The organism is Pontibacter sp. HJ8, assembly GCF_054824225.1.
The window spans coordinates 1-972 of the sequence record NZ_JSYF01000687.1 but is presented as its reverse complement, the minus strand read 5'-3'; the positions used below and the strand labels follow the sequence as shown (position 1 = coordinate 972).

Genomic DNA, 972 nt, shown 5'->3' with positions numbered 1-972 from the left:
TGGATTGGGGAGTCAGGAACTCCCTGACAACTTCGACCTATCACGTATTGACTCCGTATCCGGGTACGAAGCTGTTTCAGGACATGGAGCAGCAAGGCCGTATTCTGAACAGGAACTGGGACCTGTACGATACAAGAAATGTCGTATATCAAACCACGAACCTGACCGCAGAAGAACTTAAAAACGGGTATGATTGGGCATACAAAGAGTTTTATAGTTGGTCAAATATTTTCAGGTCCAGTATCAAGCATTCCTCTCACAAACACAAGTTGAAACACTTCTTTTATACAGGCGGCTGGAAGAAGTTCGAACCCGTCTGGAATTTTTTAATAAAGACCAATAATCTAAATCAAATGCGGCCTGTTCTGGAGTCCATTCTTTCAAAAGTTAAACCAGGAGAAGAAGCAGGAAGCGTAGGAAAGGAAGAAAAGCTTCAGCCAACTATGGCTTTGAAATCATGACACCTTAACGTATGCTACGCTTGCTATACCTGTGAGAGAAGTAGGAATAGGAGTATCGCAAAAGGATTAACATAAGTATCCTATAAATTTCAGCAATTGTACATTAGTAACATAGCTCTTTGAATTATTCTGCCGAAATCACACCCGAAATACAGCGTATCCCGTAAATATAGGAGATATAATATTTGAGGTACATCAACTTCATATTGTATTGAATGTAGAACATAACCATAAAACCATGAAAAAGATAATTTATACAGGCGCAATTGTTCTTTGCACAATGAGCCTGGCGGCTTGCGAAAACTCAAACAAAACTGGTACTACGGAAGGCGAAGGAACCGTTGTCGACCGTGATTCTGTTGCTACTGAATATGAGGTAACAGAAACTAAAGTGGAGACTGACACCACAAAAGATACAAAAACAGTGGATGTAGATAAGGATAAGGACAACAACAAAAAGGATAATTAGGAATTCCTCCTGCACTTATAAACTCAGTTAGCTGGGTATAAA

General features: G+C 39.8%; 1 protein-coding gene and 1 pseudogene. Both read left to right on the top strand.

The window, feature by feature from the left end; all coding sequences use genetic code 11:
• Positions 1 to 461, top strand: a pseudogene (locus OB13_RS20885) (B12-binding domain-containing radical SAM protein); the annotation flags it as partial.
• A gap of 238 nt (positions 462 to 699) precedes the next feature.
• A complete protein-coding gene (locus OB13_RS20880) occupies positions 700 to 930 on the top strand; it encodes a hypothetical protein (RefSeq protein WP_461492115.1) in 231 nt (76 codons plus the stop codon).
• Positions 931 to 972 lie beyond the last annotated feature (42 nt).